Source organism: Labilibaculum sp. K2S, assembly GCF_030372765.1.
GTDB lineage: Bacteria > Bacteroidota > Bacteroidia > Bacteroidales > Marinifilaceae > Labilibaculum.
In genome coordinates, this window is sequence record NZ_JAUCMW010000019.1 from 46,119 (window position 1) to 73,100 (window position 26,982).

Genomic DNA, 26,982 nt, shown 5'->3' on the forward strand with positions numbered 1-26,982 from the left:
TAGCAGAAAATGAAGTTCGATTCAATAGGTAATAAATTAGTTCGGGATGGAATTTACAGGGCAACGATGAGGCAATCGCTGCGAAATTTGATGTTGCTGATTTTGCTTGTTTCTGTATTTAAAGTTGGATTTTCTGCAAATCATTTTGCTGTTGAAAATGATATTGATGAAATAAAACTCTTTCAAGAGGATTCCGTTCAATCGCAAGGAGCCTCGATGGCTGCATCTTTGCTTAATCCGAAGGATGTTAAGCGAATGGAGAAATTGATTGCTACCGCAAAAAAAATCAGAACCGAATCACGTAAGCTCCAGGACTTAATCAATTCATCAAAATCATTCGATTTGCCATTGGGTAAAGATCAGTCAATGGGAGTGGGAGGAGTTACGATATGCATCGATTCCGTCTTTCTAACTCCTAAAGGAGGCGAACTTTGTGCTTCAGCATTAATTGATGTACCTCTTGCAAAAAGACAACTTGGATTTGCCGGAAGCCGGATTGGCTTTAACCGTGGCGGATTTACCGGCGATGCCCGATTGATGCTGATTGGAAATCAGTCATTTGCTTTGAATAAAAATATGAACTTGGTATTCGTTGGTGAGAATAAAAAAACCTTTGTTGATTGGGATTGCAACGGATACAGGGGAATGGGTTTGCAGGGAATGGTAGAGTTTAGCCGCGATGTACTATTGCCTGCCGATACCATTAATACGACTAAGGTTTCTGCAGCTTTCGAAACCAGTATTACTACATTTTCTGATTTTATTGTTGATGTGAGCTTGGATCCTTTTCAGGTGAAAGGTCTTACCGATTTTAAGTTTAAGGTTAGCAATGCTGTTTTCGATTTTAGTGATACCCGAAATTCTTCAGGGATGGTCTTCCCAAAAGGCTATCAATCTACCTCAATGCCTGAATTGAATAGTCCGCTTTGGCAGGGATTCTATTTAAAAGATTTAAATGTTGAGATTCCAAGTCAATACCGAAAGAAAAATCAAGAGAATAATATCACTCTTTTTTTACAGAGTGCTGTTATCGATGAAATGGGCTTTACAGGGGAATTTGGCGGGACTAATTTAATTCCTTTGGAAGAAGGAGATATGAGTGGCTGGGCATATTCTTTGGATACATTGGGAGTGGGTTTAAAGTACAATAAGTTACAAAAGGCATGGTTCAATGGTGATATTTTAATACCAATTGCAGGTGATACAGATCATTTGGGCTATTATGGTTTAATTCAACCTGATGATAAATATTATGTGAAGGCAACAGTAAAGGAAGATATGGATTTTCCGCTGTTTAAATCAGAAGTGAAATTAGCTCCCTCTTCGTATTTAGAGGTTGATGTTGAAGATCACCGCTTTCATCCAAAAGCGGTATTGCATGGTTCAATGGTGCCAAAAACAAATCTCTTACATGTTGGAGACATTTCTTTTGAAGGATTAATGGTGACTACCCGGGAACCCTTTCTGGATGCAGATCGTTTTAGTTTAGGACGAGAGAATGCACCTAAAAAGTTAGGTTTCTTACCGATTCAACTCAACAGAATTACATTAACGAAACGAAAAACGAATGAATACGGTTTGGGTTTGGACATGACCGTTAATGTTAGCAGTAGTTTTAGTGGGATTGCAGAAGCTATTATTTTGGCCGAAAAAGATCCTGAACGAATTAAATTTAAGTATGCCGGATTGGATATAGGCAAGCTGGGTATTGAAGTAAATCAGGGCAGTTATCAATTAAAAGGTTTTGCACAATGGTACAAGAATGATCCTCTGTACGGATCTGGTTTTAAAGGAATGGTTGATGCCAAATTTACGCCCGGAATTGCTTTGCAGGCTTCAGCGCTTTTTGGCAGTGTTGAAGGATATCGATATTGGTATGCCGATGGTATGTTTACTTTGCCGAGTGGTGTTCCTGTATTTCCAGGTTTAAGTATTTACTCTTTTGGAGGTGGTGTTTACAATAGGATGTCGCATAGCGGAACAGCTTTAGGTGCAGGCAGTATTGGGGCAACTCCCAGTGGAATTGTTTATGTGCCAAACAAGAAAGCCGGCCTTGGTTTAAAAGCGAGAGCCGATCTGGCTTCACCAGATAAAGCCGCAGTAACAGTTGAAACAATTTTCGAGATGTCGTTCAATAGCAATGGAGGATTGAATTACATTTCGTTTGAAGGAAATGGGAAATTTTTATCTCCCTTAAATATTCCGGGTGCTGATGCTATGCAGGCAAGTTGTATGAAGTTGTCTAAAAGCCTGGACAAAGGATTAAACAATTTGGTAGATGTAGTTAATATTCCGGGATTAAAGGGACAATCGGATGTTCAAACGCAAATGTTTGGCTCTGAAAGTGAAATTGCCGGAAAATCTGTGGTGGCTGCAAAAGCAAAAGTCAGCTACGATTTTCCCAATAAAAGTTTGCACGGAACATTTGATTTGTTCATGAATGTGCCGGGAGGAGTTATTCAGGGAGTAGGATCGAATGGAAGAGCAGGTTGGGCCGAATTGCATGTCGATCCTAAAGATTGGTATTTCTACATGGGAACACCCGAAGACCGTGTAGGTATCAAACTCATGCGCATACTAAAAACAGGCAGCTACTTTATGGTGGGAACAAAAATACTGGGCAGTCCGCCTCCTCCGGATGAAGTTGCAGATATTCTGGGTGCAGATGACTTGGATTACATGAGAGATTTTAATGCTTTGGGAACAGGAAAAGGCTTTGCTTTTGGCTCCAATGTCAGCATCAGTACCGGAAATCTGAATTTCCTTATTTTCTACGGCTATTTTAATGCCGGTGCAGGTTTCGATATCATGTTAAAGAATTATGGTAACGAAGTGCGGTGCAAGGGGAGTGGTAAATCGCCGGGCATTGATGGCTGGTATGCCAACGGACAGGCTTACGCTTATCTCGATGGAGAGATTGGTATTCAGGTGAAAGTATTTCACAAACGAAAAAGAATACACATTCTGCACATAGGTGCCGCAGCATTACTTCAGGCGCAATTGCCAAATCCATTATGGATGAAAGGAATTGTTGGTGGTCGCTATAGTGTTTTGGGTGGTTTGGTAAAAGGCCGTTGTAAATTCGAAGTGGAAATTGGCAATAAATGCGAATTGGTGGGAGGAAGTGTATTGGACGAACTGGAAGTGATTTCGGATGTTACGCCTCAAAACGGAAGAGCTGAAGTTGATGTTTTTACCGCTTTTCAAACTGTTTTTAATCTGGAGATTGAAAAGCCGTTCGAAATGGTCGATTTGGATGAGATTGAAAAAACTTTCCGTGTTAAACTGGATGAAATGAGTTTAACGGCTGATGGAAAATCAATAGAAGGGGAAATAGAATGGAATGAAAATAAGGATGTGGCTATTTTTAATTCGTTGGACATATTGCCTCCTGAATCGAAAATTGATTACAAGGTAAAGGTGAGTTTTGAAGAGAAAATTGGTGGTGTGTGGAAAAAAATGAAAGGTCAGACTCAGGAAGAGAAGGGTAGCTTTACAACCGGAGTGGCTCCTGATTATATTCCCGCTCGTAATATTGCCTACTCTTACCCGGTATCGAACCAATTCAATTTCTTTAAAGATGAATATGCTTTGGGATACATTAAACTCAGAAAGGGACAACCTTATTTATTTGAGCCGGACGATAAATGGGATCAGAAAATGAGAATGACCCGAAAAGATGGAAGCGCACTGCTGGGCGATATTTCTTATACCGACCGAACTGTAAATTTTGAAATACCAAAGGGATTAACTACCAACTCTGTTTACAAACAGGAACTGGTAAACATTCCAAAATTTAGCGCCGGTAAAATGGATGCTAATGTTGTAGTAAAGAAAAGCGGAAATGAGGATGCGACTGTAAATAATAAAAAAGCCAAAGAAGGCTCAAGTATTACTACTGTAGAGGAGAAACAGGTGTACGAGAATTATTTTAGAAGCAGTAACTACGATACTTTTAAAGAGAAATACAAGAAAATACAATTCGGACAAAGTTGGGAATGGCCTGTGTATACAGGTGTTTATCAGGCAAACGTAATGTTTAATTCGCCCGAGGTGTTTGGTAAGAATGAACTGAACGGAGGTGATGATTACGATCCATTGATACAATTTGAGGCACAACAAAACAACCGTTGGTTTAAAAATGGCTTGAATCCATTGATGTATGGCGAATATCCTTTGGCCGGAAAATACAGCTTAGAGTGGAGAAAAGCCAGTGTTTTGGGAACGCCTCCGGTTTTTGCCGTGGGAATCTCTCAGGACATTACCAACCCTTTAATTACCGAAACCAATTATACAGGAGAAGATCCTCAGGTGCGAACACAGTATTTTAACCTGAATTACAATATTGCTGCCGTAGCCTACGGCGATTTTAAAGAATTTAGAAGTAAGATAGCTAAGGTATCGCTAACACCACAAAAAGAGAACTTGAGTAATCTATTGAACAGTCACTTCCCATTTCAAACAGGTGGAAAGTACGACGTGATTATTCGTTATGTGTTGCCTGGGATTAATAAGGTAACCTATTCGAATAAATTGGTGGTGCCTTATTTAATGGACTAAAGAAGATATGAATTATGAGTTATGAATTTGTTTGAATATACCCCGCTTCCGCACGATTGTATCGTGTGGGAAGTAATGGCTGTAACCCCAAACCCCTAGGGGCTTAAGGGTTCAAGTTTGGAAGAAGGAGAGTCCAAAAAGGAATATTTTGTATCGGATTGTTATGTTGAGCGAAGTCGAAACATCTGTTTTTCAAAGTGAAAGATTCTTCGACAAGCTCAGAATGACAATAGAACGATACTTTTTGGACACTCTTTAGGGGTAAAAAAGATGAGGGGTAGTGGAGTGTAGAATCCACACGATGCAATCGTGCGGGAGCGAGGTGCAAGATTGGAAAAAGTCCCCTTTAGGGGATTTAGGGGTAGGGAATTGGAACGAAGTGGAAATCGGCGAAGTCCATTTAGGGACAGTGGAAATCGGCGAAGTCCATTTAGGGACAGAGGAAATCGGCGAAGTCCATTTAGGGGTTGAGAAGAAGTAGATAGTAAAAAATAAGCAACAGGTTAAAATGCCTGTAAAAGTTCTTTGACAAGTTTGAAAACACACACACAAGATACTCTTGTTCGGAATTGGAAAACCGGAAATGCAGGTAAATACAATGTTTTGAGTGGATCGATTTTGGAAAACCTGCCTGTTTATTGTGCAGACTCGTTTTATGGCTTAAAAAATCATCTTGATTGATGGGTAAGGCCATTTTCCGGCATAAAATTTCAAGTTGAATGCCTTGCAAAGTAATTTTTCAGGTGAAAAATTATTTTCATTGGTAGTCAGGCTGATTTTTCAGCTGAAAATTAGCCGAAGCCAATGTGTTGAATCGTTTTTTAAGTTGATTTTTTGATTCGATCGTCGTGTAAAATGATTTTCCAGTTGAAAAATCGTTTCGATTGCCGAAAGAGGTCATTTTTCAAAAAAAGAAGTGATTCGGTACTGCTGAAAAACTAAAATAGAGAAGCTCGAATGTATTTGCTTCCAGTAGGATAATGCTTATTGCAATTGCTTTTAAAAACGGCAGGCTGAATTGTTCTGTTTCCTTTAAGGCAGAAGCGGTAAGTCAATAGTAACAATGCTAAAATAGAAGTATATGAATAAAGTTTCTTATTACTTATTTTCTCATAATGCCTTGTTCACCTTTATAAAGGATAGTATTGGCATTATAGAGGAATCGCCGGCAGAGGATTTGGGCTTAAAAGTCTTTTTAGACATGGTGAAAGCCCGGTTTCAGATTTACGAATCGGTGTTGCAGCACGATAAAGTAGATCCTTATACGGCAAAATTAAATGCTGCCGATCACGAAAGAGATGATCGTTTTTTAGGTTTTAAAGGATATGTTTCGGTTTGCATGTACCGCAAACAGGAGGCCGTACAAATGGCTGCACAAGAAATTAATCGTGTTATTCATCGCTATGGCGGCGATTTGTATCGTATGGCCAATGCCGAAGAATCGGCAGCGCTCGATAATTTAATTATGGATTTAAAAGCCGAGCCATACAAAACACACATTGCAAGCATTAAGGCCGATGAATGGTTTGCCGAAATGGAGGCAGATCAGCAGGCATACAAAGCTTTGGGACAGGAACAGGTGGTACAATCCAACAGCAGTTCGCATTCAGTAATTAATGCCCGAAAGCCATTGGTGAAAGCGTGCCGTTCGCTGTTTAGCATGATTGAATTGCAGCAAACAGCAAGCGAAAATCCTGCCATCAATATTTTAATTGATCAGCTAAACAATCACATTTCGAAAAGTGTTGCGAATGCACGTTTGTCGCACTCGCTTACCGGAAATGAGACAGAAGCAGAAAAGGAAAAATTAGTAGAATAGATTGCTCTGATTGAAGAACAGGAGTTTTGTGGTGTTTTTAAACTTGTAAAGAAAGTAAGACTGTTAGGAGTTATGAGCTATTAATTATGAATTAAAAATGAGGATCCCGCTCCCGCACGATTGCATCGTGTGGCAAGTAATGGCTGTTACCCCAAACCCCTAAAGGGGCTTATTGGTGCGGTTTGGGAAGAAGGAGAGTCCAAAAAGGAATATTTTGTATCGGATTGTCATGTTGAGCGAAGTCGAAACATCTGTTTTTCAAAGTGAAAGATTCTTCGTCCCGATTCATCGGGATCAGAATGACAATAGAACGATACTTTTTGGACACTCTTTAGGGGTAGAGAAAATGAGGTGGAGCGGAGAAGGAAAAAGGAATAAAAAAAAATGATCAGAAATTATTGATTGAACGATGAATAAACAAATACCACGGAACATTGTTTCCATTCTCTTATTAGTATTTGCACTGCTGTTAACGGCAGGTACAAGTAATGCGCAGCAGTATCCGGTACAGTGCAATGTTCAGCTTATTCCGCCCTATTCGGTACATTTGGCCGATTATTATCAAGGGGGCAATCAAAAGTTACTGGTCAATCTTACGTTAAAAGATTTAAATCACGCCGATCTTTCGGTACGATTACGCATCAGCATCGAAGGACAGGGAATTAAACTGATTACCAAAGACGATTTTATTCCCAAAAATCCAGTTCTGCTTCAGGCAGGTACACCCGAGCTGTTGTACGGCGATCGTTTGGAAGAGTATTTGGTGCCCGAACACATGAATTTTTCGGGAATCACCAAAAAGCAGTTCCTGAAAACCGGACGATTGCCCGAAGGCGTTTACAAGTTTACGGTAGAAATATTTGAAGCCCGCCGACAGGAAAAAGTATCGAACACAGCCACCAGCATGGCGTGGATGCTCTTAAACGAACCACCGGTAATTACTGCTCCAGCCAATAACAAACTGCTGAAGGCTACCGATCCGGCCTCTATCTTTTTCAATTGGCTGCCAAGGCACATGAATTCACAAAATGCCTTGTCGGATGTAGAGTACGAATTTACAATGGTGGAAATCTGGCCGGTAAATCAGTCGGCCGAAGAGGCAATTCGCTCCAAAGAACCATTGCTGAAAACCGTCTTTCGCAACACATCTTTTGTTTACGATGCACAATACCCCATGCTGGTGCCGGGACGCCAATATGCCTGCCGGGTACGAGCCTTTAGCAACCAGCAAAAAGAGATGTTTAAAAACGAAGGGTATTCGCCCGTGGTAAGCTTCGTGTTTGGCGAAGAATGCAAGCCGCCTTTACTTGTTGATGTAGATCCGGCCCTGGGCGGATCGGCGCAGCTGAGTATTGTACCCCAAAGCAATCACAGCTCGTTTACCGTGCAAATTCGCGATGTTGCAGGCGACAAGTGGTACTCCCAGCAGTCGAATCAGCCCGATTTTGAGCTGAAGCAGCTAAAACCGGGAGCTACCTACCAGTACAAAGTACAGGCGCAATGCGAAACCCTCGAAAGTGAGTTTACCCCAATCAGTCAGTTTAGCCTTTCGAAAGAACAGGCCGAGGTAGAATGCGGACAAAGTGCATCTATTCCTGAAATAGACGGCAGTCCGGCATTGAATCAGCTTACTGCGGGAGATGTAATTAATGCCGGTGGTTTTAAGGTAACCGTGAAACAGGCAAGTGGCAGCAGAGGTACATTTACCGGAAGCGGTGTGGTGCGCATTGGCATGTTGGGCAATATTGAACTGCGAACCGTTTTCGATAATATTAAGGTAAATGAAAGCTACCAGCTAACCGCCGGAGAAATACGCGTAGTTGGCTCGGATATTTACGCTCTGGGCAGTGACATACGCGACCAGGCCGACGATTTTTTCAACAACGATATTTGGGACAGTGTTGATGATGCCATTGCAGATGCCGAAAGTATTGTGGATGAAATCAGCAATCTGCAAACAGACATGGGCAATAACAGCCTGAATAATGAATTGGAAAAAGCCAAAAGAACCATCGAAAAAGGGCGCGATCAGTTGGCTGTAGGGAATCAGGAAGGAGCTCAATTAGTAAAAGAGGGTGCCGATAAGGTGGCACAAATTCTCGATCAGGTAAACAGCGGCGATTTTCAGATTACCGCCAACGGCATTTTCTTTTTGGCTCACGACAATCAAAACTATGGTTTCGACAGCCACGAAGAAGGCTTAACGGAAGAGGAAAAAAAAGCTTATCTGCCTTACTACCAAAGCCTGCAGTTGGGCGATACCACCAAACAGTACTACCTAAAAGCATGGAAAAGCATTGGCAGCAATGGCAACGATGTGGTGAAAGTAGAAATGCAGCTAAGCAATGGCATGAAGGCCGATACCGTTCATTTTATGAATGCAATGGGAGCCGAAATTGCGCCGCAAAAACAGGGTGATGCTTTTAGCTTGAACCTGCGGGGCAGCTTTCACGAAGATGTGCAGCAAATTACTGCCTATTACAATGTAAAAAACGACAGCACCAAAAACACGAAGAAAGTACTCTTAGGCGCACTGAACGTAATCAGTTACGATCAAATAGAAAAGAATCTGGTTCTGGTGCCGGTTAATGGAAACGCTACAAGCATACCACGGGCACAGCTCGAAACCTACTTGAACGATACTTACAGCCCCGCCAATGTGCGATGGACAGTGAGCCAGCATGCCGGTGTACAAGTTGAGTACAGCAACGACATGAACCAGGGCTTAGACGATGGCGAATCGAAAATGCTGAGCAATTACACCAAGGAAATGAACAAGGTGATTAAGGCCTTGAAACGTTCTGGTGATTACGACCAACATAAAACCTACGTATTTTTGGTTGATAAAGCCCAAACTGCCAGCAAAGCGGGTTTTATGCCTAAAAAGAGGCCTTGGGGTTTTGTGTTTACCAATATTCATTACAACAACAGCAAGGCATTGTGCCGAACCATTTCTCACGAGCTAGCTCACGGCGAATTCCGCCTAAGTCACCCTTTTCAGGACTTTCCTTCCGTTCCCGAAAACTCTACCCAAAACCTAATGGACTACGCCGACGGCCAACAGTTGCGCAAATACCAATGGGACGACATTCACAACCTAAGGGATGTGGAGTTGTATGGGCAGGATGAAGAGGGGAATGCGAGTATGGATATGAATATGACAGCTGAAAATATAAAGAATTTATTGGATTTAATTAGAGATGATAATGTAAATAAAAAAACACATTCCAATTTGAATATATACTCCTTTTCTAAGGGAAAGGTAAAGAATATGTCTCTATCTAAAGATTTTATTTTGGATTATTTTGAAGTTGAAGTAGGTAGTGGGAGGCAATTAAGTGACCAAGATCCGATAAAAAGGGATAGTTTAACAATTAAACCTAAAGAATTGCATGAAGAGATAATTGAGACACCAGAAGGAGAAGAAGGAGAGTTTATAAAAGTGTATTATAACAGATATGATCGAAAAATACCAACAATAAAAGAGTATGAAAAATCGGACAAACTGGCTTTATGGTTTAAAGTCAAAAAAGAGCAGGTGGTTGAATTGATGCAATATCTGAAAGGTGATAATATAACAGGAGTAGAATTTCCTTGCGAGATTTGTGGGAGAGAATTGAAGTTAGATTTAGATAAGCTAAATTTAATATTTCCTGGAAATAAAACAATTACTCAATCTTATGTTGATTATCTTAATGTCGCTTTAAAAAAAGGAGACTTTAGTACATGTAAAAGACAGGCTCATTTTTTCTCTCAAGTAGCCGTTGAATCAAAGAGTTTTACAGATTTTGAAGAAGATTATTGGTATCGTTTACATGAAATAGTGAATGGGACTGCTGTTGGGATTTATGCAACTTTTGGGAAACAAAGTAATGAGAGTTACAAAACTTTATTTGATCAAAACTTCTGGGATGAGAATCATCATCTTGAGTATATTGGAGCTACAGGTTGTTCTCATCTTTATCATAAGGAGAGTAGTTGTAAGGATATAAAAGATAAAAATAAAAGATATACAGGAGTTGATTCATATACCAAAACGCGTAATGACTATATTATTACGTTCCCTAAAACGTTTAAAAAAGACACATTAGGAATGTATGTTAAATATCGTATTATTGATTCTCGAAAATGCGGTGAAAAGTTATTCAATTTAGTCTATAAAGATGCTAACGGTAATGTAAATGATGGAGATGGCTGGAGATACAGAGGTAGAGGAGCAATACAGGTTACAGGGAGATCGAATTATAGAAAGGTCTCTGAAAAGTGTAATAGTAAATTTGGAAAGAATTTTGACTGGGAAAATAATCCAGATTTATTAAAAACTGATGGTGAATCAATAATATACTCTGCTGTTTCATGGTTTTTAAATGCTTTTAAGCCTATAGAGTGTTTAGATGATAAAACGGCAAATCAGGTTACTAAAATTGTAAACGCTGGCCAAAAAGCTAGAAAGGAAAGGTCTGATAAATTCAATGAATTAATGAATAATGATAAATTATATAAATGCAAGAAGAAATGAATAAAAGTATTGTGATTCTGTTTGTTTTATTGTCTCATTTTCTACATGTTAATGCACAAAATTGCGATTGTAATCAAAAAGTGTGGTTGAGAAGTTTTAAAAAATTACTCCCTAAAGAAGTTTGTATTAAACAAGGAAATTACCATATAACAGAGATTTATAATAAGGTTGACTTGAATGATGATGGATTAATGGATTTTATATGTGACTGGAATAGGTACCCGTTGCAAGATGGGGATACAATTTTCGTTAGTATTTATATTCAAAATATTGATAGTACTTATTCTCATGTTAAAACATTTGATAATTTATATCCTATTTATTTCAAGGATTATAGTTTGGATTATGTGCCAGATAATCCAGCCTTGGTTGATGTTCATAGGATGTATAATGATCAGAGTCCATTTCTAAAGCTCACCTTTGAGAAAAATACAATTAAGATTGTAATGACCGCTGATGCTGAATCGAATTTGATAATTACATATAGTTATAATAGGAGTTTGAAAGGTTGGAGCTATTATGAAAGTCAGTACTACTTTTTTAATATTGATGAATATCAATTCCGTGATTACTCAGAAGAGCTTGGTCCATTAATAGACAACTTTACATATTTTTATTAGTGATTGTAATATTCCCCGCTAGTGCGCGATTGTATCGCGTTCTAAGTCATACAGGTTTTCTTGTGTGATAAAGGAACATTGGAAGGAGTGGTTGTAGTGATGTAGTAACCACACGATGCAATCGTGCGGTAGCGGAGCTTTAAATACACTTATCACAAATCCAATTTTAACTGAGAGGTTAAAACAAACGGATGAAGGGAAAGTATTTCTGGAGGTTTGGCCAACTATAAGTACTACTATCGATTTAGCACAAATCAGCACTGAACTTTTGACTAGTTTTGTTAAAAACAGTAAGTCTGTAAGCAATGTTTTAAGCGATTTACCTGAAGCTGAAGCAAAACGATTGGACGATTTGATTGCCAAGAGTGATGAGGTTTTGGTGAAGAGGGGAGTAGGAGCGGCTTATGCCGGAAGTGTTTTTAAAGTTGGAGACAATATTGCTGGTAAAATTATTGTTCAAGTAAAAGCAGGGATAAATGGGAAAATTGCTGTAATTGGTCGGAAAATGGATGGACATGTAAATGAAGCCATAAACAGTCTTCAATCTCAAGGCAAACAAGTAGAAGCTTTTAATGATGTCTTTCAATCTGGTAAATCATTTAATATTGACGGTGCAAATTATAGTTGGCAAGAAATTGTTGATGATTTTGGGAATATAAATGGTAAGTATTCAACTAATAGCGATGGGTGGATAATTGATGAAGAATTACCAAATACATTGATGTATAAAGCAAATCAAAAATGGGTTCAAAAACTTTTAGATGATGGATATGAAATCATTGATATCGGATATCCAATTAATAACAACACTCCAAGTGTTTTCTACAATATGGAGTTAAATGTAATTTTTCCTTAATTATGGAGTATTTATTTTTATTTGCAGAAAGAGTTGTTGCCAATTTGAAGAGTGAATTGGTGAGCAATAAAGAATCAATAGGGCATTATTCATTTGATAAATGTCTTATTTATAATAGTTCACTAGAGATTAGTTTTAAAAATGATATGTCTGTGATAAGATGTAATTTAAGTGTACATCCGTTAGATATGCCTTGGAAATTACGGGTGTCCATTGACGATATTAGTTTAGATTCTGAATATGAAATATTTCCAAATTTGCTAAAGTCTCCAAATACTTTAGGTAATGAATTATCCAATAAATTAGCCAAGGATATTGTTATTGCATTAAGGGGAAATATTAAATGATAGATTGGTTTTTGTGCTTCTCCCCCTGCTCCCGCACGATTGCATCGTGTGGTTTGTGAAAGACATGTGGTAAGAAATGTAATTAGGAATTAATGATTAACTGTTTAGTGTAAATTCTAATAGGTGTGGTAATTATAAATTTTATAATCCGGAGGGTGTTTATTTTATAAGTTTTGTTGTGGTAGAATGCTTGGATATAGTAAAATGAACATATTTAAAAAGAGTGGGTATTTAAGAGTACTGTTTGTAGGTCTTCCTTTTGGAGTAGCTTCATTAATAGGTGGTACTACTATGTTTAATGAGATTCCTGAAACTCCCAAAGAGTTGATTTTGTATGAGGGGGTGTTAACATCATTCGGAGAAACTACATATTACGAAGTAGAATTAGATTTGGAAAGAACATTGTTTTATGTGAAAATTAATTCCGAAATGTATTATGCTGATCGTAGAAAGGAGCGTAGAATAATGGAGAGTTATGACTATAAAATAGGAGATTCACTAAAAGTGTGGACAAATCTCAATGATGTATATGTAAAACAGCTGATTGTAAATAATCAAATGCTTATGGTATATAAGCCTCCTTATTGGAGGGCTTGGTTTTTTACTTTAGCTGGAATTTTGTTTACAGTGATGTCCGTATTTTATTTAATAAAGTATAATGCAGATTATTTTGGAGAAGATTGATTTCCCCGCCCCCGCTCCCGCACGATTGCATCGTGTGGTTTGTAAAAGATATGTGGTAAGTAATGCAATTTGGTATTAATGATTAACTGTTTAGTGTAAATTTTAAGAGGTGTGGTAATTATAAATTTTATCCCTATTACCCCAAACCCCTAAAGGGGCTTAATGGTGCAGGTTTGGGAAGTTCCTTTCAGGGAATTGGAACGAAGTGGAAATCGACGAAGTCCATTTAGGGGTAGTAAGACTGTTATGGAAGTGGTAAGCACACGATGCAATCGTGCGGTAGCGGGGATAGGAAAGCCGAAAAGTAAGACAGTTATGAATTAGAAATTATGCTTTGGGTTCTTTGTAATAAAATCTTTAAAAGGCCTTTTTGCCGGAGCGAAAAGCGAAATAATAAAAACGAGAATGTCGAAAATCGATAAGAGTAGACACCATTTAATATAATTTAAAAATGCTTAAGAAATTTTTACTAATTGCTTTAACAATTTTTTGTATTGGAGAGCTAAGTGCACAACAATTGTTATCCCCATCGTTTACGTTTTCGCACAAGAAAACGGCTTACCTAACTCTTACAGATGGAACAGAGTTAGAGGGTATCATAAAAGATATTGATAGAAAAAAGGGGTTAATAAAGTACATTAAAATAGAAGATGAAACAGGGAAGAAACACAAATTGAAGCCTGCTGCTATTGTGCACATGTATCTGCCTGCAAGTGGTCTGGATAAATTGAGTAAAGCAATTTCTTTTTTGAAGGATGCGAAAAAATGGACCAATCAGAAGCTGAATCAGGATTTGTTACATCAGGGCTATGTTTATTGTGAGAATACACAGGTGCTGGTTAAAAAGAAGGAGAGAACAATGATGCTACAATTGCTAAATCCTGAGTTTAGTAATGAAGTGAGAGTATATCATGATCCTAAGGCAAAACACACTATGGGAATTGGTGTTGCAGGAATAAATGCAACAGGTAATATTGCCAAATCATACTATGTGAAAAATGCTGACGAAGATGTTGCTCATTTAATTAAGAAAAACAAATACACTAAGGAATTTGCTACACTTTGGGGTGGGTGCGATACGTTGGTTCAAAAAACCACTGATATTAAATGGAGAGATTTAACTCAACACATTTTGGATTATTCTAATTGTGGTAATTAAAAAATAACACATCACAACAAAAAAAATACTGCTGGTACGCTTTTGTAATTCGTACCAGCAGAAATATATAGATAGAATCTTTCTCTTGGTTTTTTGTGTGGTCGTTTGGAAAGTCCCCTTCAGGGCTTCCGAATTCGGGAAAGGTGTAAATGAGAAAAAGGCATAATAACAATACAGAAATGAAAGACTTTAAACACTACTGTTTTATACTCTTAATGGCTTTTGTGGTTTGCAGCTGCCAAAAAGATGAGCCTATGGTTCCCCCGGTAATAAATGCCATAGCAGCATCAGATATAACCAATACAACGGCAGTTATTAATGCTGAAATAACCGAAGCAGGTTCCGAGCCAATCCTTAAGTATGGGTTTGTTTGGACAGAAGGTTACGATGGAGTTTCAACTCTAAACGAAGGAACGGTTGAATATTTAAATGGAAATCCTCAGGAAGGTAAAATCTCTTTTGAATTAAAAAATTTAGAGCAAGGAAAGCATTACAAATACAATGCTTTTATTCAGACCGAAACCGATACTTATATGAATAAATATGGAACTGATTTTGATCTGGCAAGTCCTGAAATTACTGAAATCAGCCCTAAGGAAGGTGCTGGAGGAACTAAGGTGACCATTACTGGTAAATACTTTACAACTAACAAGGAGGCTATTTCCCTAAAGTTGGGTTCCGTTGAGACCGAAATATTGGAAGCCTCCGAAAATGAAATTACGTTTATTGCACCAGAAGGTTATCAGGGTGATATAGAGATTGACCTTGATCTTATTGTTAATGGAGTGCAAAGTCAAAGTGAAATTACATTTACCTATTTAGATTATTTTCAATTTGATACGAAATATCTTAGATCAGGTGAGGTGTTTACTTTTATAGTTTCTAATCAGGTGTATACTGATGATAATCGAAAACCAAAAATTGATGTAAAAGTAAATGGTAAGCAATGTGATGCTTTTTCAGTAAGGGTTAGTCAGCGACAGTCTGAGGTAGATGTTTATTTGCCTAAAGATTTACAGGCAGGAGTAGCTACTATTGAAATGAAGACTTCTAATGGTGAGTACTTATTTAATAAAAACAATTCTTTAACAATTCTGCCTTCAGGAGTATGGGCAAAGAAGCAAGATTTACCAAGCAAGGATTTGGGAAAAGGGGTAGGCTTTTCAAAAGATGGTTTTGGATATGTTTTGAATCAGAAAAAGTTATATCAATACAATCCCGCCAGCAATAGTTGGACTTTATATAAAGAGATTTTATCTCTTCAGGATAAAAAAATAGATGCACTTGGTTTGATCGATGAGGAATTATTGATTATGCAGGGAAAGACTTTAAAAACATACAGCTTTTTTGGAGATTATTCTCAGGCGAGAGCTGAATTTCCCGGAGTAGCGCGTGATGGTGCAGCGAGTTTTATTGTAAACAACGCTTTTTATTATGGCTTGGGGTACATTAATGAGGATTATCAAAATGATCTTTGGAAGTATAATCTTGATACTGATGAATGGATTCGTCTTTCAGATGGTCCATCCTTAAATCACTTTTTTTCATATCAAAAGGAATCTGTTTTTGTTTTAGAAGGTAAGGTTTTTATAAATGGATTGATATACGACCATGGAACTGATACGTATACGGATAGTATGGTATCTTTTTACGCAGGTAAAAACTGCCTGGTGTTTAACGATAAGTGCTATTTGATAGGTGTGATTAATCGATTTGTTTCGGCTGTAAAGAGTGATGATGGTTCATTTCGATTTAATTACGAGGAGGTGATAGGAATTAGCGATTATGATTTTAACAGAGACGAAATTGTAACAGATACGCCTTGTCCTGTAATTGGTAGGTATAAACATTTCACATTCAATATAAACAGTAAGATTTATATTGGTACAGATGATGATGCTTTAGAGTTCTGGGAATATACACCAGCAGATTAAATAGTAAATGAAAAATAAGGGGGAGTTTTAATTAAATACTCCCCTAAACTACATCCGATAAAATATCAAACAATATAACAAGCCATGAAACAACTTGCAGCAATATTTTTATTGTGTTTATGCATCAATTTTGCTTATTCGCAGGAAAAAAGTACTGAAGAAAAACGTGGTGTAGCACTTCTGGCTTCGCCCAAAAAAGATAAAGTGTTGCTGCGTTGGGCGCCTAACCATCATATTCTTTGGAAGCAGGCCAGTACAAACGGCTATACTTTGGAACGGTTTGTTTTGTATCGAGATGGCAAACAATTGCCACAGCCCGAATACAAATTATTACAGGAAGGAATTAAAGCAAATAGTGAGCCATGGTGGGAAAATGCCATGCAGGATTCTCTTGCAGCCGATTACGATTGGCTTTGTGTAGCGGCTCAGGCTATTTATGGCAAAGAGTTCGAAATGATTGATGAAAAGCAAAATCCGATGATGCAGATGGTTTATAAAACCAGAGAACAGGAGAATCGGTTTTCATTTGCCATGTTTGCAGCCGATCAATCGGCCAGAGTGTCGAAGGCAATGGGATTGAATTATACCGATACGGATATCAGGGAGAATGAAATGTATCTGTATCGGGTTTATCCTACCCATTTAACTGTTGAGGTGGATACGGGATATGTATATACGGGAGCAGCTGATTATCAACCCTTACAAAAACCATTGGGACTGCATGCTAAGGCAGATGGAAAAAGAGCATTAATTGTATGGAATCAATTTCTATTATCAACGACTTACAATGCCTATATGGTAGAACGATCGGATGATGGAGGAAACTCTTTTCACTCAATAAGTGAATCGCCAATGGTTCTTACCTATGGCGATGATGGAGATATTCCTATGGATATGATGAAGCCCGATTCCTTACCTGAATTGTTGAAAGAATATCAATATCGAATTTATGGGCGTACTGCTTTTGGCGAAACAGGCCCTTATTCCGATGTGGTTAGTGCAATAGGGAGGCCACAGTATCAAATAGGATATGAAGATTTGGATCAGCAGATTAATGATAATGGAGAGGTGGAAATTCGATGGAAACTGGATTCCGTTGGAAAACAATATGTGAAGAATATGAAGGTGCTGAGAGCTGGCTCATCAACAGGAAATTTTAAGGATGTTTCGGGTGAGTTGAATGGGAAAGCCCGGTCTTTTGTTGATATGGAACCATTAAGCACCAATTATTATAAAATTAAGGCAACAGGAGTAAACGACGATAACTTCTATTCGGTGCCATTGCTGGTGCAGCTTCAGGATAGCATTCCTCCAGTGGCACCTCTAAATCTGCAAGGGCGGATCGATTCTACTGGTTTGGTGCACCTAAGTTGGGATGCAGGCAAAGAAAAAGATATAAATGGTTACCGGGTTTTCCGATCCAATTTCATGATTGATGAATTTAGTCAGATTACCAAAGTTCATACTCGCGATACTTTTTTTGTAGACTCCATCGATTTGTACAATCTGACTCCAAAAATATACTACAAGGTAGCGGCCATCGATCAACGTTTTAATCAATCGGAATTGAGCGAGGCATTACTGCTTCAAAAGCCTGATACTATTCCTCCTGTACCTCCTGTATTTTCGAATTATGAAATTACCGATGAGGGAATTAGTCTTAGTTGGGTGCATAGTTTTAGTGTTGACACCAAATACGAGAAGCTGTTGAGAAAATCAAAAGAAAGTGTAGTGTGTGATACCATTGCTCGTTTTTCTAGTACCGATTCCATAAGTTCCTATCTGGATAAAAGTCCTAAAAAAGGAATTGCTTACCAATATTGTATTCTTGCCGAAGATGCCGGTAAGAACCAATCTCCCGCCGAAAAGTGGTTGCAGGCCGAAATTGCCGATGACGGATTCCGTCCTGAATTGAAAGGAGTGCAAGCAGTGGCAAAAATAAATGAAGGACATGTGCTTCTTACATGGAAAGCAGCAGAAAATGATGTTGTGCAGGTAAATATATATAGAGATGCAGAGGGAAAAGAATTAACATTCTATCGGTTCATTCAAAACAAATCGGAATTTAAAGATGTTGATGTAGAGTTAAATACCCACTATCAGTACCGACTGCAGGCTGTGTACAAAGATGGAGGCAAATCTCCTTTCACCGAACTACTACAAATTCATTACTAAGCAATTATTTTCAGATACCAGATCATTTTATCATCCTAAAAGCCATAACTATGAAATTGAGATTTTTACTGTTTTTTATACTTGTTTTTTTATTGGGGAGCTTTTCGGTAAAGGCGCAAGGCTTGAAGTATAATGGGGAGGTGGAGATAAAAATTTTTGTAAGTCGATTGCAAGCCAAATTGGTTAATGAGAATAAGGATGGAACCCCAGATAATAAGTTAAGAATTAATAAGAAATATGGAACTGGAGATTATTTCGAATCTAAATATGTGACCGGAACTTGTTCAGATAATCCCCCAGATTGGGAAGATTGGACTGGATTAAACATGGGATTGCCAATAAGTATTCATTCAAGTAAATATAACCTATCGGACACTACTTTGAAGAGCTACTTTGGAATAAATAACAATAAGGTTAGTTTCGAGTTCGAAATATGGGAGTGGCAAGGTAAGACTACTTTGCATAGTGGGAAAAAGCGTTACTATAGAAGTATTGAATTGGATATATGGGACATAATCAAAAATGATCCTAGTCCCGGGTGGCATAAAATAAGTCCCAAAATAGGAGATGGGGCGAATTGGGCTGTTGATTTAGAATATTCCATAACACCACCCTCAGTAAAAATTAATAATTTTCCAGAAATTCCAGAAACTCTAGAAAACCCAGGAAAACCAGAAGGAGATACTAGTTTCGAGGAGGGATCAATAGTACCTTTAAAAGTTGATAAGCTTTCTGATTCTAATGTTGAGTATGAATGGATGGTGCAGATTGATAATGCCACTACTACTGAAAAAACCAACCGTGAGGTTTTAGGTCCGTTTTTCTTTTATGAATATGGAGAATCATTTCCTTGGATTTCGGCAATTGGCAGAGAGCCGGAAGACGGATATAATCTTCAGTTTTATTCTAATATGTCTCGGGAAGAAATATGGAATGTTACTCAATATGTTATGTTTTATCTTAAAGATGATCCTTCTGATACTGAATTGGAGGATATGATAGAGCGGAACTTAATAGATGAAACAATTTATATTCCCTATTTTGTTCCTGCAATAGATAGTAAAACTAAGTCCAATATCACAAAAGAGGCAACCTGTGATTACCTACTTCCCGAATCAAATAAATTTTACCGAAATTTCAAATTTAGAGTACAAACCATTGTCCGGACTGATGACAAAGATGATTTGAGATGTATTGAGGAGGATAAAGTGATAATTGTTGATGTTTTTCCTCATTATCCTGAGATACAGCCAATCTCTGAGGCCGATAAAAAGACCGTTACTTGTTCTGGAGGTGACGATGGAGAACTAAAAGTAAGAGTTGATGGTGATTTAGGTACCAATGGTGGTGTTGTGGCATATAGGGCAACAGTGTGGAAAACAGATGATACATATTCTGATTCGAAAACTTTCGAAACATCCGAGTTTACCTTTTATAATTTAAGTGAGGGAGATTATGAACTAACTGTTAGTAATGGATTTAATCAATCCAATACTGAGAATTATGAAGACAAAGATTCAACGGAATATAATGGATTCTTTTTGTTGGGTCATGAAACAGTTCCTTTTACAATAAAGGAAAATGAGATAATAAAATTGTCATCTTTTGGATTTGAATCTACTGGGAATTGTGATGAATTTCAGATTATTAATCCTAGCACTAGTGGAGGTGTTGTATCAAGTGCTTATACTTATAGTTTAACATCTAATGGAGAGTATAGAACGGAATTACCAATTGTGAGCATTGCAGATAAACAACCAGAGGAGGAGAAGGAGTTTACACTTTGGGTAATGGATGATTTAGCATGTTATCAGAGAGGTAAGTCTAGCTTAATTAAGGATAGTAAATTGGAATTTGCAGTTCCTGAACCTATAGGGAAGGTATGTTTTGGTGAGTTAGTATCTCATACAGTTTCAGGTGTAGGTGGAAGTGGAGAATATCATTTTTCAATGGATGGTGAGATCAACCCTCTTGAAGATTATGCTGAAGATAAGACTTTTACTGATATTGATGCAAAGAAACATACATTCAAAATAAAAGATTCACATGGTTGTACCGCAGCAGATGTTGAAAGAACATTTGAACAATATGGTCCTATTGAGATTTATGAATTTGAGCGAACAGAAAAGATTGCGGGGAATGAAATTCATATTAGCTGCAATGGAGCTAGTGATGGAGAAGTAAAATTTAAAATAAAAGGAGGTACACCAAAATATTCTTATATTCTAACTGGACCAACACCAAAATCGGGAACTGAAATAAGTGAAAATACGGTAGTTGTTATTCAAGGACTATTATCAGGAGAATATACCTTAACAATTCTTGATAAGAATGGATGTTCGTTAGGAGAGGTCAAAACTTTTAAATTGGAAGAGCCTTCAATAGTTGAGGTTTACGATTTAAATATCAATAATTATGATGGTTATACATACAGATGCAATGGCTCGGCAGGTGAGATTAATTTTAAAGTAAAAGGTGGAATTGCTCCATATACGATTTCTAACGAAAAAAGTACGTGGAGTAATGTGCCTAAGGAGGAATTGAAGACATTTTCTGTTCAGGGAGCAAAAAGCACATTTGAAATTACAGATGAATTGAATTGTACTGTAAATAGTTTAGTTGATTTGAAAGAGCCGACACCACTTAAGTTAATCGTTGCATTAGATACATTTAAATCAGGAGATAAGACGGAAGTTTACAATATAAAGAAACATGGGGGAGTTGGAAATATAGCTCTTACCATTGAAGGTGGAATCCGTCCCTATGTAGTTCAACTTATTCGGAGTGGTGAAATAGTAGAAGAGGATAGCCCATTGAGTGGTAGTTATACTTTTACAGATAAAAAGGCAGGCGATTATGTAGTGAGGGTTGAAGGGAAATTTGGAGGTTGTAAAACTGAAAAAAGTGTCACTTTAACTGAACCTGATCCCTTAGTTGCGGCTGTAAAGCTTCCTACTAAGTTGAATACTTTTGATATTAAATGTCATGGTGATGATGCAAGGGTTCTGGTAACTCCTTCTGGAGGAATTAAGCCTTACGTAATTACAATTACTGGTAATGGTAAAACATTGTCAAAAACTGTAAATGGTACTATTGAAACAGATTTTAATTTAAAGGCAGGATCATACACTTTGAGTATTAAAGGTGAGCATAATCCGCTTATGGAGATTGAGAAATTTACACTGACAGAGCCAGAAACTCTGGGGGTAAATGTTGTGTCAAGCTTAAATTTTGAGGGAGGGTATCAGATTAAATGCTTTGAAGAGAGAGGAGAAATAAAGGTGACTCCATCGGGAGGTGTAAGTGATTATAAACTCATTCAGAATAATGGAGTGTCTATTTTGGAGAGAGAAAATATTGACGAACCCCAAACATTTAGCACCTTGGATGCAGGCTCGTATCTTTATACAATAACTGATGCTAACGGATGTGAAGAAACAGCAGAAATTGAGCTTAAAAAACCTAATCCCTTAGTACTTCATGATCCAGTTTTTAAAATTCCATCTTGTCATCATGATATGATAGATGATATAAATAATGAAAAAGAAGATGGAGAGATTCAAGTTGATGCTACTGGCGGGTGTGATATCAAAAAATACATATATTCTATTTATAACCACAAGGATAAATCCAATATAGATCTTCCTGGAAAAACTATAGATTTTACTGGACTAAAAACAGGGATGTATGATATTAAAGTGACAGATGTTAATGGTTGCTATGCAGAAAAAATAGATCAGAAACTTGAAGAACCAAAATTGTTATTTTTAGATAAAGTCAATTCGATTGCACCTGAATGCCATAATGATAGTAATGGTAGTTGGACTAGCAAGATTATAGGTGGTACGGGAGGAACATTCAAGTATTCTATTGATGGTGCAGCAGGTATCGAAACAGGACGAGCTTTTAATCAGTCAGCCAAAAAGGCAGGAAGCTATGAAGTGAGTATCTCTGATGAAAATAAATGTGTGTATAAGCAAAATATTGTTGTTCCTATAAAAGATTCCATTGTTAATAGTATGACTATTGCTGGTATTGATGTTTTGGAAGGTGGAAAAGAAATTAAATTTAGGTGTTTTGGTGAAACGGTTCAACCATTTCTTATTGTAAATGGAGGAAATCCATTATATTCTGTTGAAATACAGAAGTATGGTAGCTTTTATCATAGTTTCTCTAATGTGGCAAACAATACAAAAATTAATTTCCCGGATACTAAAAAACTGAGTAAAGGGACATATTCTGTATTAACTACTGATACATTAGGATGTCAGTCTGCAAGTGTTAAATTTACTTTAGATCAACCGACACAACTAAAAGTTGGGAAGACCGATTCTAAGTATAGTAATTCGAAAAATGAGTTTTTTGATTATACTTGTTTTGGTGTAAGTGATATTTTGGGAATATCAGTAAATGGAGGAACAACCCCATATACTATTGAGCATGATGGAGTAATTGAACATTTGGATGCTGAAGGTAATTATGTGGATTTTGATATAAAGGGAGTACCTCAAATTTTTTTAGTGAAAGACAGTAATGGATGTGAGAATAATTATACCCCTGATCTTTTAGAACCATTAAAATTGGAACTTGAATTATCAAAGAATACATATAAATCAGACGATTATAATATCAAATGCTTTGCTGGAACTGATAGCATTTGGGCAAAAGCTACTGGAGGAATAACTCCTTACACTTTCGAATTGCTGGATAAAAGCAATACTCCAATGGCAAGCAAAGAATCGAATGATGAAGTGTTTTTTGAAGATCTACCTGCTGGTCTTTATCATGTAAAGGTTACGGGAGCATACAATACCAGTTGTTCTGCTTCTGATACGATTAGCTTAAAACAACCAGATCCTATAAATGCAAACATAAATTTGTCCTATCACAAAGGATTTGAAATAAAATGTAAAGGATTAACCGATACTATTAAAGTAGAAGCCTTGGGTGGTATCTCTCCTTATACAATCCACTTAAAAGGGATGGTACCTGAGGAAGAACTTACTGAAATTGGTGATGAGCAGATTGAGGAGGAATTTACTGAAGTAAAAAATGGACAGGTAATTTTTAGCGATTTACCAGCCGGCAAATATCAAGTAAGCATTACTGATCAGTTTAAAGCTTGTGAGTATGTAAAGGATACGGTATTAACCGAACCAACAGTACTTAAATTTGATATTGAAACATCGCATTACGAAGGCGGGTTCGAAATCAGATGTTCTTATTTAAAAGATTCAGTTAAGATCACTCCTTATGGCGGATTGCCAATTACGAATGCATCCAAATATAAAATCGTACAATCGGATGAAGATAATAATCATCAATTAGGAAATATTATTGCCGGAGAGAATCTGGTATTTAGAAATTTAGAAGCAGGAATGTACAGCTATATAGTTTCTGATGATAATGGGTGTTCTGTTAGCAATGTAGCAACGCTTGTAAAACCGGATTCTTTACAAATTACGGGTGTTGATTTTACAATACCAACATGTCACGCAAAGGACATGGGAGACATTTCGAAAAGAACAGACGGGGAAATAAAGGTGCAGGCAACAGGAGGTGTGAGTTATTATGGAGGCTATTATGATTTTTTGTTAAATAAGATACCGCTTTCAAACGCAAAAGATCGGTTGGATTCAATTAGAGGGATTACAAATGCAACATTTATTCAACGGGAAACAGGGGAATACATAGTAGAGGTGACGGATGCAAATGCGTGCATAATAGTAAGAAGCAAGCAGCAATTAAACCAAGCGGATTGGCTGCATATTGAAAACTTTAATTCTGTTATTCCGGAATGTTACGAAGCAAAAGATGGATTTTGGGAGAGTGAAGTATTGGGTGGAACAAGTACTTCAGGAAGCTACTCATTTATTATTTCTAAAGATGAGCAGGATTTTAGAAATGGCACAACGGGTAAGGAATGGAATCAGGATCAGTTAGGCAAAGGCAAATACCTTCTCGAAATAACTGATGATTTAGGCTGTTACTACAAACAAGAGGAAGAATTACTGCAACCTGCCGAAATGGCCATCGATTTTGATGTGATGGGCGTTACTGATTTTGGAAATAATGATGGAGCAGTTCAGGCGAGAGTTAGTGGTGGAAATGGAGACTATCGATACCAATGGTATCACAAAGGTGAAAAATACTCAAATGGTACGCTTAAAAAAATTGAAGAGCTTTATGCTGGAGAGTATACTGTTGAAGTTTGGGATAAGAACAATTGTCCCTATGGTAATAATGAGTTTGGAGTTGCGAATGGTTTGAAGAAGACGGCTGGTGTAATGGAGCCAGGAGGTAAATTAACTATTGTTGCCAATCCTGTTAAGACCAGTTATTATGGAGCTGAAGATGGTGTGTTGGAAGTTTCAGCTGTTGGTGGATGGCCTTATGCCGTTTGGCCGGGATATGAATTTTCTTTAAATCAGGGGGTTTGGTTAGTGACCAGTAAATTTGAAAATTTAAAAGCCGGATTGTACCAATTACGGGTAAAAGATAGTAAAGGAGTAAAAGATTCAATAGAACTGGTAATTGAAGAGCCTGACGAAATTTTGATGGAATTAGAGAAGAGTAACTGTCTTTGCTTTAACGATGAAAGTGGTAGTGTAAGGGTTAGCGCAACTGGAGGTACTGAACCTTATACCTATGCAATTAATTATGCGATCGATTTTTCTAAATCGAATGAATTTACGAATCTAAAAGCAGGGAATTATCGTGTTTTTGTAAAAGATAAGTTGGGTAATATTCAAAATCAATATATTAATGTTGATGAACCGGAGAACCTTAAGGTAGAATTGTCAGATTTGACACATAGTACCTGTAACAGTGGTAACGGTTCTGCGAAGATTGAAATAACAGGAGGTACGCCGGAATATTATATCAATTGGGGTGATTTTTATCCAGCTAACAAATTACAACCAAACACTCTGGCAGCTGGTAATTATAAAATTGAAGTTACTGATGCTAATTCATGTGTAGCTTTACAATCATTTTCAATAGGAGAAAAGAGTGGCCCTGAAATTAGTTTGATGGATCTGAAAGAAGTGAGTTGTCATGAATCCACAGATGGGGAAATATCCATTGAAATAACAAATGGGACAGAGCCATATGATGTGATTTGGAAAGGCCTCGAAAGTTTAAATCCAAGAGAAATCAGACAATTGGGAAAAGGGAAGTATTCGCTCGTTGTTAGTGATGCAAACAATTGTTTTGCAGAGGCAGAATATGAAATTACGGGTCCTGAAGAATTGGAATTATATGTGAGTAGTTTACAATCTCCAAATTGTGTTGGAATTGATGATGGAAGTATTCTGTTGACTGCTGTTGGAGGAAGTCCTGACTATATCTATAATTTAAATGGTAAATCAAACATTAACGGATGGTTTCCTAATCTAGGAGCTGGAGGCTTACAAATAGAGGTTACTGATACAAATGCCTGTAAAAAGACTTTAGAGGCTGAATTGAGTGCGCCAGTGCCTGTTACGATAGAATTGCCTTACGAGTATGTGTTATGCCGGAATCAAACAGAAACAGTAAATTCTGGAGTGGATGGAGCTTCAAATAAGTGGTTTTTTGGAGGTAATCAATTTAGCGTCAACAACGAGGTAGAACTCACTGAAGAAGGGAATTATCGATTGGTTGTAACAACAGAAAAAGGATGTGAGGCTGAGCATGAATTTGCAATAGCATTTCTTGATTATGAAGTGGTGGCTGATTTTATTATTCCTGTTGAGGCCATTGTTGGTGATACTATTGTTGCAGTTGATATTTCATGGGAGCAGCCCGATTCGGTAAAATGGCATTTCCCAGACGGATTAGAAGTGGTGAAGAAAGAAGAGGCATCAATTTGGTTGAGAATACTGGAAGCGGGAAACCACACAATTGGCATGTCCATTTTTAAAAATGAATGCAACGACTATATGGAAAAGCAAGTTGTAGTTGCGGGTAGCAGTACTAAACGGAAAGCAGGATTTATTCAGCCTGATCAAGTTTATATAACTGAGGCAAAATTATATCCTAATCCGAACAGGGGTGATTTCCATTTAAAGCTTCTCTTGAGTAAAACAGCAGACGTGAGCTTGGAAATATATGATGTAGAAAGAGCTCTTAAAATAGATACTCATGAAGGCCATAATAATGCCGTTTACCAATTCGATTTCAATAATAGATCCATATTTAGACCAAACAATGTGTATGCAGTTGTAATTATAGTTGGAAAAGAAAGACGAGTACTGAGATTCCTTGTGTACTAAAGTGATTTAAAAAGTTTCCTGATGGTTTTGATTAGAAGAGGCTATCTCATTTGA

At 37.5% G+C, this 26,982-nt stretch carries 11 protein-coding genes; all 11 read left to right on the plus strand.

Going from position 1 to position 26,982, the window contains the following annotated elements; genetic code table 11:
- The first annotated feature begins 9 nt into the window (after positions 1-9).
- The 11 genes from QUH73_RS16925 to QUH73_RS16975 all read left to right on the plus strand — a co-directional run bounded on the left by QUH73_RS16925 (position 10) and on the right by QUH73_RS16975 (position 26,928).
- Positions 10-4,560 (plus strand): hypothetical protein, encoded by a 4,551-nt coding sequence (locus tag QUH73_RS16925; protein ID WP_289531622.1) that lies wholly within the window; start codon positions 10-12, stop codon positions 4,558-4,560.
- Positions 4,561-5,641: 1,081 nt separating this feature from the next.
- Positions 5,642-6,379, plus strand: a complete 738-nt coding sequence (locus QUH73_RS16930; RefSeq protein ID WP_289531623.1) for a DUF6261 family protein — start codon at positions 5,642-5,644, stop codon at positions 6,377-6,379.
- 409 nt (positions 6,380-6,788) lie between these two features.
- The gene (locus QUH73_RS16935) at positions 6,789-10,898 is read left to right on the plus strand and encodes a hypothetical protein (RefSeq protein WP_289531624.1); all 4,110 of its coding nucleotides are present in this window, start codon (positions 6,789-6,791) and stop codon (positions 10,896-10,898) included.
- On the plus strand, positions 10,895-11,518 hold the full coding sequence (locus QUH73_RS16940) for a hypothetical protein (protein WP_289531625.1): 624 nt from the start codon (positions 10,895-10,897) through the stop codon (positions 11,516-11,518). The genes QUH73_RS16935 and QUH73_RS16940 overlap by 4 nt, the downstream gene beginning before the upstream one ends.
- A 115-nt stretch (positions 11,519-11,633) precedes the next feature.
- On the plus strand, positions 11,634-12,374 hold the full coding sequence (locus QUH73_RS16945) for a hypothetical protein (protein WP_289531626.1): 741 nt from the start codon (positions 11,634-11,636) through the stop codon (positions 12,372-12,374).
- A gap of 2 nt (positions 12,375-12,376) precedes the next feature.
- The gene (locus tag QUH73_RS16950) at positions 12,377-12,721 is read left to right on the plus strand and encodes a hypothetical protein (RefSeq protein WP_289531627.1); all 345 of its coding nucleotides are present in this window, start codon (positions 12,377-12,379) and stop codon (positions 12,719-12,721) included.
- 204 nt (positions 12,722-12,925) lie between these two features.
- Positions 12,926-13,405 carry a hypothetical protein gene (locus QUH73_RS16955; protein ID WP_289531628.1) on the plus strand — a complete coding sequence of 160 codons (480 nt, stop codon included), beginning with the start codon at positions 12,926-12,928 and terminating at the stop codon, positions 13,403-13,405.
- A gap of 451 nt (positions 13,406-13,856) precedes the next feature.
- Positions 13,857-14,564 (plus strand): hypothetical protein, encoded by a 708-nt coding sequence (locus tag QUH73_RS16960; protein ID WP_289531629.1) that lies wholly within the window; start codon positions 13,857-13,859, stop codon positions 14,562-14,564.
- 179 nt (positions 14,565-14,743) lie between these two features.
- Complete coding sequence (locus tag QUH73_RS16965) at positions 14,744-16,498, plus strand: IPT/TIG domain-containing protein (protein WP_289531630.1); 1,755 nt, start codon at positions 14,744-14,746, stop codon at positions 16,496-16,498.
- Between the two features lie 84 nt (positions 16,499-16,582).
- Positions 16,583-18,673, plus strand: a complete 2,091-nt coding sequence (locus QUH73_RS16970) for a fibronectin type III domain-containing protein (RefSeq protein WP_289531631.1) — start codon at positions 16,583-16,585, stop codon at positions 18,671-18,673.
- 50 nt (positions 18,674-18,723) lie between these two features.
- On the plus strand, positions 18,724-26,928 hold the full coding sequence (locus QUH73_RS16975; RefSeq protein WP_289531632.1) for a SprB repeat-containing protein: 8,205 nt from the start codon (positions 18,724-18,726) through the stop codon (positions 26,926-26,928).
- Positions 26,929-26,982 lie beyond the last annotated feature (54 nt).